This window comes from Cryobacterium breve (assembly GCF_004402375.1).
Classification (GTDB): Bacteria; Actinomycetota; Actinomycetes; order Actinomycetales; family Microbacteriaceae; genus Cryobacterium; species Cryobacterium breve.
In genome coordinates, this window is the sequence record NZ_SOGJ01000002.1 from 1 (window position 1) to 6207 (window position 6207).

The window sequence follows — 6207 nt, forward strand, 5'->3', positions numbered from 1 at the left end:
ACTCAACGAGCGGCCACGCAAAACCCTCAAACGAAGCACCCCAGCCGACCTGCTCAGCGAGCTAGTCTCGAGGAAGGAAATAGTCCCTGTTGCTTCCACCGTTTGAATTCGCCCTAGGGAAATAAGACGTGTCACGGCTGTGACCTGCACCTCGTCAAATTTGTGAGCCGCAGAGATAAGTGGCCCGATTCCGGCGCCGCTTAGTGGCCGATGAGTAGAGCTTGGCGGGCGGCGTCGACAACTTCCGGGGTGAGCCCGTCGAGCTTGTTGAGCTTCTGGATTCGTTCGATCTGCGTGACGAGGCGGTCGACGAGGCGGAAGTTCCCACCGGTCATACGGACAATTGTGGCGATGGCGGTGGTGTGGCCGATGCCGCCATCATCTGCCACATTTCCTGCCGGGAGGCGATTGCTGAGCACGGCGGTGAGTTCGTCGGGGGTGAGTGGTTTGTATTCGTGTGCGAATCCGATGCGGCTGTAGAGCTGCGGGTAGCGGGCGAAGCGTTTCTCGATGCCGGGCATGCCGATCAGGATGACGCCCATGTTGTGTCGGTCGAAGTAGTCGCGAACTTGCTCGAGGCCTGTTGTTTTCAGGCGGTCGGCTTCGTCGATTATGAGCAGTTCGGTGCGCCCACTGGAGCGGGACTGGGTATAGACGTAAGGGTCGACGAGGCCGTGCTCGTGGTAATCGATGGCGAACGAGACTCGTTGGCAGGCGGTGGGCAGGCCGCGGTCGATTTCTCGGATCGTCGCGGCGACGCTGGGGGTGAAGAAGGCAGTGTGTGCTTCGAGAACCCGCGGAGGTACTGGGCCGAAGTCGTCTTCAAAGATGGTTTGCCATTGCTCTTAGTCGTCGGTGCCGGCGGAGTGCCGGGCCGACAAGGTTTTTCCCACGCCGGGTGGCCCCCAGCAGAGGCCGATGTAGCGGTGGGCGCGAACGGTGTCCGCGAACTCGGTGAACCTGCGGTGTTCACGTGTTGTTTGGAACGCTGCCATTCCAGTCTTGGGGACGGGGGTGGTGTTGACCTCGCCGGATCGTTCGAGGAGGAATCTTCGGCCGTCGTCGTTCTTGCCGAGGAGGCTGCGGCCGGGGTCAGTCGGTGGCATACAGACGCAATCCTTTCTGGGGGGCGGGTGGTGGTGGCAGGACCGGGTCGGGTTCGGCGGCTGTGTCGGCGTCGGTGTCGGCGGGCGCGTATCGGGTGTCGCCGGGGAGAGCGTCGGCAAGGCTCTGGCGTTGCCGGAGCTGCTGTTTCAGCTCGCGCCGCCGCGTGGCGCGAACGGCTTGCAGCTCCTGGAGTGAGACGGACTCTGAGGCCAGCTCGGGGGCGATGGCTCGACAGAGGAAAGTGTCGTCGAAGTAGACGCGTATCTCACCGACCTCGCGTGGGTTGAAGCGGACGGTGACCTGTTCCCCAACGTACGCAGCGAGGACAGGTGAGACGTAACGGGTGGAGGCGAACTGGATGCCATCGCGTTGGACTTTCCTTGTTGCCGCCGCAGTAAGGAGGAGCAGATCAAGGTCCTCGGGGTGTGCGGGGCTCCGCGGGATGAACCTTGTCGCCCCCCATCGCCTCGCGGGCGCTTCGCGGGTTTCAGAGTGCGGACGATGGTTGTAGTCGTCGACGATGAATCGTTCGAGGATCTCGTCGAACTGCCGGAGGGTCAGGGTGGCAGGGGTAATAGAGGTGCCGTTGGTTCCGTGCGGGATATGCCCGGGCAGGTGCGGAAGGAGCTCGGTGGTGACGGTGCCGTAGAACCGTTCGATCTTCCCGCGGCCCTGGGGAATGCCGACTCGGGAGTGGATGAGCTGGATGTGGGTGTCCAGGCAGACGCGTTCCAGGCGTGCGGAGGTGAAGTCGGAGCCGTGATCGCTGTAGAGAATGTCGGGCAATCCCGAGATCGGCCAGGCAGGGTTGAGTTTCCGATTGACGGCTTGATGCAACGCCAGCGCCGTTTGCTCGGCGGTTGGGGCGCCGGTGAAAACCATGTAGCCCGCGATGGCTCGCGAGTAGTCGTCGAGGACGATCGTCAGCCAGGGCCGGACAGGCACTCCGCTCGTGTCGAGCACGGCGACATCGAGGAGAGTGTGGTCGACCTGCCACTGCTCATTCGGGCGGCTCGCGTTTCGGCGGAACACCAACTCGAACCGGTCCCTGTAGGCGGCATCCCCGTGCTGGGCGAGGGTGCGAAGGCCCGGGTCAAGTCCGGCCATGATCGTTCGGACGGTGGTGTAGCTCGGCGCCGCAAGTCCCCGGTCGTGGGCGATGTCACCGACACGGCGATGGATGAACGCCGCCGTCGGCTCCGGCCGACGCAAGGCGAGAGCTTCCACGACCTCCACCAGCTCGGGGGCAATCCTCCGTGTACCTCGGTCGCCTCGGCGGGGACGTTCCAGAGCGCGCGAGCTCGGATCAGCCCGATACCTGGTCGACCAACGGGTGAGAGTGCGGACCGGCACTCCGGACTCGGCAGCGATCCGGGCCCAGGGAACGCCGCCGTCGTGTTGACGCAGAAGTGCGAGTTTCATCTCGGCTGTTCTCTGCGCCATCGAGGGTCACGACCTATGCAGGGCTGATGTCTTCGCCAAGGTGACGATAAATGGTCCCGCGGGAGACCCCGAAGGTCTCGGCAATCTGCTGCACCGTATACGTCTTCTCGTCGTACATCGTCCGTGCCTGCCGCGCCTTCGTCGCCGTCATCTTCGAACGACCCCCTCCCTTTCGGCCACGTGCGCGCGCGGCGGCCAGGCCATCTTTAGTCCGTTCGACGATGAGGTCGTGCTCGAACTCCGCGATCGCGGCGAGCATGTGGAAGAACAGCCGCCCACCCGGGGTGGTCGTATCGATCCCTTGAGAGAGTGCTTTCAGGCCAACGCCGCGTCGCTCGAGTCCGTCGGCCACCTCTTTCAGGTTTCGGACGGATCGGCCAAGTCGGTCAAGTTTCGTCACGACAAGGGTGTCGCCGTCGCGGAGATAGTCGAGGGCATCATCTAGGGCCGGCCGTTTCGCGAGGACTCCGGAGGCATGCTCGACGAACACCTTCTCGCAGGCAGCCGCCTCGAGAGCGTCGGTTTGCGCGTCGAGATTCTGCTCTCGGGTGGAGACTCGGGCGTAGCCGACAGATGCCATAACAGAACTGTACCTCTGACGTGCCTGACAGTACATAGGTCTCGGACACGGGCCGTGGAACACGACACGCGGATTCTTGAATTGACTGCCGCATCTGTCTCGTGGACGGTCGTTCACGGACAGAATTGTAAAGTATTTACAGATAGTGATACACTCCGATAGTGCGAATATCTGAATTGTCCCAGCGAGCCATGGTTCCTCTATCTGCGGTGAAGTATTACCAACGTGAGGGTCTCCTGCCTGAGGGGGTACGGTCTGCCCCGAATCAGGTCGAGTATGAGGGACTGCATGTCAAGCGTGTCCGACTTATTCGTGCGTTGCTGGAAACGGGTGGATTGTCGATCGCCGCGACGAAGGACGTCATCCGAGCTCTTGATGTGGAGGGGGCACCGCTTGCTGAAACGTTCAGCGTCGCGGCGCATGCGATGAGCACGCCGCGGATCACCGAGTCTGTTCCCAGCGCCGAGTCGCGGGAGCGGGTGATGCGCCTTGCGCACTCACAGGATTGGAAGTTCACCGACGACAATCCCGGAATCGATAGTGCTGCGCGAGCCCTGGACGGGTTGAGTGCGATCGACTTCAACGCGCCCGATGAGTATTTGGTCGCGTATGCGGCGGCCGCGGCGGCCGCGGCGGCCGCTGACCTCCACGCCCTGACCGCCCTGTCGGACCCGGATCAGATAGCCGAGCTCATGGTCGTCGGAACCGTCCTCGGCGATCCGCTGTTTGCCGGACTACGTCGCCTCGCCCATGAAGACGGTACCCACTACCTCTTTCCAACCAACCCGAATCGAGACCAGTCATGACCACCAACAGCCACCACGTCGTCCTCGGCGGCAACGGGATTATCGGGCGAGAAACCGTTCGAGCCCTTCTCCGCCGCGCCGAGAACACCACCTCAGTCGGCCGCCGACCCTCCACCATCGATGGCGTCTCGTCCCTTGCCGCGAACCTTCTGACGGCGGCTGACGCCTCACGCGCGCTCACGGGCGCAGACGTCGCCTACTTCACCGTCGGCCTTCCCTACTCCGCCAGCATTTGGGCGCAGCAGTGGCCGATTATTCTTCGCAACACCATCGACGCCGCGATCGCCCACAATACGCACCTCATCTACTTCGACAACGTCTACGCGTATGGCCTCGTCGACGGTCCAATGACGGAACAGAGCCCCATCAGCGCTATCAGCAAGAAAGGCCGCATCCGAGCGGCCGCACTCACAGCCCTTGACGCGGCCGAAGCGGAGCGCGGACTTTCCTTCACCGTCGCGCGCAGCGCTGATTTTTACGGGCCCGGGGCTGCAACCAGCGTGTTCAACACCTTCGCCCTCGTCAGGATCGCGGCCGGGAAAACCGGCACCTGGCTTTTCAACGCGGACCAGCCGCACTCGGTCACCTACACACCCGATATCGGCGAGTCCCTCGCGATCCTCGGCACCCACCCGGCCGGCAGCGGAAACATCTGGCACCTCCCGACGGCTCCGGCGCTCACCGGACGCGAATACCTCCAACTCGCCGGGGCACCCGACTCACGAATCAACGTGATGTCTCGAACAACCATGCGAATCGGTGCTCTCTTCAACACTGCAGCACGCGAAACCCTAGAGATGAGTTACCAATACGCCGCACCCTACATTTTTGACTCCCGCGCCTTCGAAACCGCTTTCGGCATCTCACCAACTCCCATCGCCGACGGCATCACCACGACGCTGGCAGCCGAGAGGGTCTCCTCGTGAGCACCCAGCACGCAACGACGCTTGCGGATCGCAGCACAGTGTTGGATATCGTCCGGCGCAGCTTCAACTGGCACCGTCCCCTCATGGCCGTCGCGGCCCTGATGCTTGTCTGCGCGATGATCAGCATCGGAGGGGTTCTCCTCGACCCACAGCAAATCCTCGGCGCCCCCGCCTGGCTGAAACCGTTGAAGTTTTCCCTGTCGATCCTGCTTTACGTCACAACCTGGGCATGGCTCATCGCACACCTCCCAAAATGGAGACGAATCACACATCCCCTAGGAACAGTCATCGCCATCACGCTGACCATCGAACAAATTGCGATCATCTGGGCCGCTGCCTCTGGCACCACAAGCCACTTCAACGTCTCCAGCCCCCTTCACGCCGCTGTCTGGGCGACGATGGCAGTCGCGATCACGATCATGTACCTCAGCACGTTGATCACTTCCATTGCCGTGTTTTTCATCCGGCTCCCGACCCCATCGCTGACCTTCGCTGTTCGGGCCGGGGTCACTCTCGCCCTCGTCGGCATCGGTGTTGCGTTTCTGATGACCGCGCCGACCTCAACCCAGCTCACTACCCCGACAGGCATCATCGGGGCGCACACAGTGGGAATCGCAGATGGCGGCCCCGGTCTTCCTCTCCTGGGCTGGAGCACCACAGCTGGCGATTACCGCGTTGCGCACTTTATCGGCATGCACGCACTGCAACTTCTACCCTTACTCGCCATCGCATTGCGCACAGCCGGGCGGCGGATTCCGCTCCTTCGGCCAGATACGGTGCAACTTCGTCTGACCATCGCTGCAAGCATCGCCTACCTTGCAGCGCTCGTCCTCCTCACCCTCCAAGCCGCTGCCGGAGAACCAGCTACGCACCCATCCGGAGTCTTCCTCATCGTCGGATGGGCAATCCTTATCCTGCTCGCAATGACCGCGATCGCGATCCTCATCCGATCGCGCGTTCATCGAACTTCAACCGCGTTCACCGCCACAGAGAGGTCTTTCTAGTTCATCAATCATCGCCAGGTTCTCAACCACGCCGACCGGCCACGTGTTGCCGACCGACGGACTCGGTTGAGCGGATCACGCCGCCTGTACCGGAAGGATCGTGCCAGAAAACGATGTTGAAACGCGGCCACTTAGCGTTGCAGTTCACACGTCAAATTCGGCGGAATCTCGCGGCCCGGCGAGTCTCATAACAACGTCGCATAACCTTCTGCTTGAATTGAGGGCGGATTCAAGTGGTGTCTGCAACACCGGTTTGATTTGTTGGGTTCGAGATTAGCGTGGCGAGGACTTCTGCGGGCGTTCGGTAGCCATGGCGTTTGCGGGGCCGACGGTTGAGCTCC

Annotated in this window: 7 protein-coding genes; 3 read left to right on the forward strand and 4 right to left on the reverse strand. The window is 62.3% G+C overall.

Translation table 11 applies throughout. From position 1 onward, the window contains the following. Positions 1-200: 200 nt before the first annotated feature. Genes E3O65_RS17350 through E3O65_RS00025 form a run of 4 tightly spaced genes read right to left on the reverse strand, consistent with a single transcriptional unit; the run spans position 201 to position 3130 of the window. Positions 201-830, reverse strand: a complete 630-nt coding sequence (locus E3O65_RS17350) for an AAA family ATPase (RefSeq protein WP_277870442.1) — start codon at positions 828-830, stop codon at positions 201-203. A 15-nt stretch (positions 831-845) separates the two neighbouring features. Continuing rightward, on the reverse strand, positions 846-1106 hold the full coding sequence (locus E3O65_RS17020) for an ATP-binding protein (protein ID WP_241985777.1): 261 nt from the start codon (positions 1104-1106) through the stop codon (positions 846-848). Further along, positions 1093-2529: a Mu transposase C-terminal domain-containing protein gene (locus E3O65_RS00020; RefSeq protein ID WP_241985778.1), complete on the reverse strand. Its 1437-nt coding sequence runs from the start codon at positions 2527-2529 to the stop codon at positions 1093-1095. Before E3O65_RS00020 ends, E3O65_RS17020 begins: the two co-directional genes overlap by 14 nt. Before the next feature lie 34 nt (positions 2530-2563). Next, positions 2564-3130 carry a recombinase family protein gene (locus tag E3O65_RS00025; RefSeq protein WP_134361710.1) on the reverse strand — a complete coding sequence of 189 codons (567 nt, stop codon included), beginning with the start codon at positions 3128-3130 and terminating at the stop codon, positions 2564-2566. A 161-nt stretch (positions 3131-3291) separates the two neighbouring features. Here E3O65_RS00025 and E3O65_RS00030 point away from each other — a divergent pair, with 161 nt between their 5' ends. Genes E3O65_RS00030 through E3O65_RS00040 form a run of 3 tightly spaced genes read left to right on the forward strand, consistent with a single transcriptional unit; the run spans position 3292 to position 5866 of the window. Beyond that, complete coding sequence (locus tag E3O65_RS00030; protein ID WP_134361711.1) at positions 3292-3936, forward strand: MerR family transcriptional regulator; 645 nt, start codon at positions 3292-3294, stop codon at positions 3934-3936. Further along, positions 3933-4862, forward strand: coding sequence for an NAD-dependent epimerase/dehydratase family protein (locus E3O65_RS00035; protein ID WP_134361712.1), 930 nt, complete (start codon positions 3933-3935; stop codon positions 4860-4862). The genes E3O65_RS00030 and E3O65_RS00035 overlap by 4 nt, the downstream gene beginning before the upstream one ends. Further along, entirely contained in the window at positions 4859-5866 is a 1008-nt protein-coding gene (locus tag E3O65_RS00040) for a hypothetical protein (protein ID WP_241985779.1), read from the forward strand. The genes E3O65_RS00035 and E3O65_RS00040 overlap by 4 nt, the downstream gene beginning before the upstream one ends. Positions 5867-6207: the final 341 nt, after the last annotated feature.

Bases quoted from the DNA above. Each gene is read 5' to 3' on its own strand.
- E3O65_RS17020 (WP_241985777.1), bottom strand. From the start codon at position 1,106: ATGCCACCGACTGACCCCGGCCGCAGCCTCCTCGGCAAGAACGACGAC.
- E3O65_RS00020 (WP_241985778.1), bottom strand. From the start codon at position 2,529: ATGAAACTCGCACTTCTGCGTCAACACGACGGCGGCGTTCCCTGGGCC.
- E3O65_RS00025 (WP_134361710.1), bottom strand. From the start codon at position 3,130: ATGGCATCTGTCGGCTACGCCCGAGTCTCCACCCGAGAGCAGAATCTC.
- E3O65_RS00035 (WP_134361712.1), top strand. From the start codon at position 3,933: ATGACCACCAACAGCCACCACGTCGTCCTCGGCGGCAACGGGATTATC.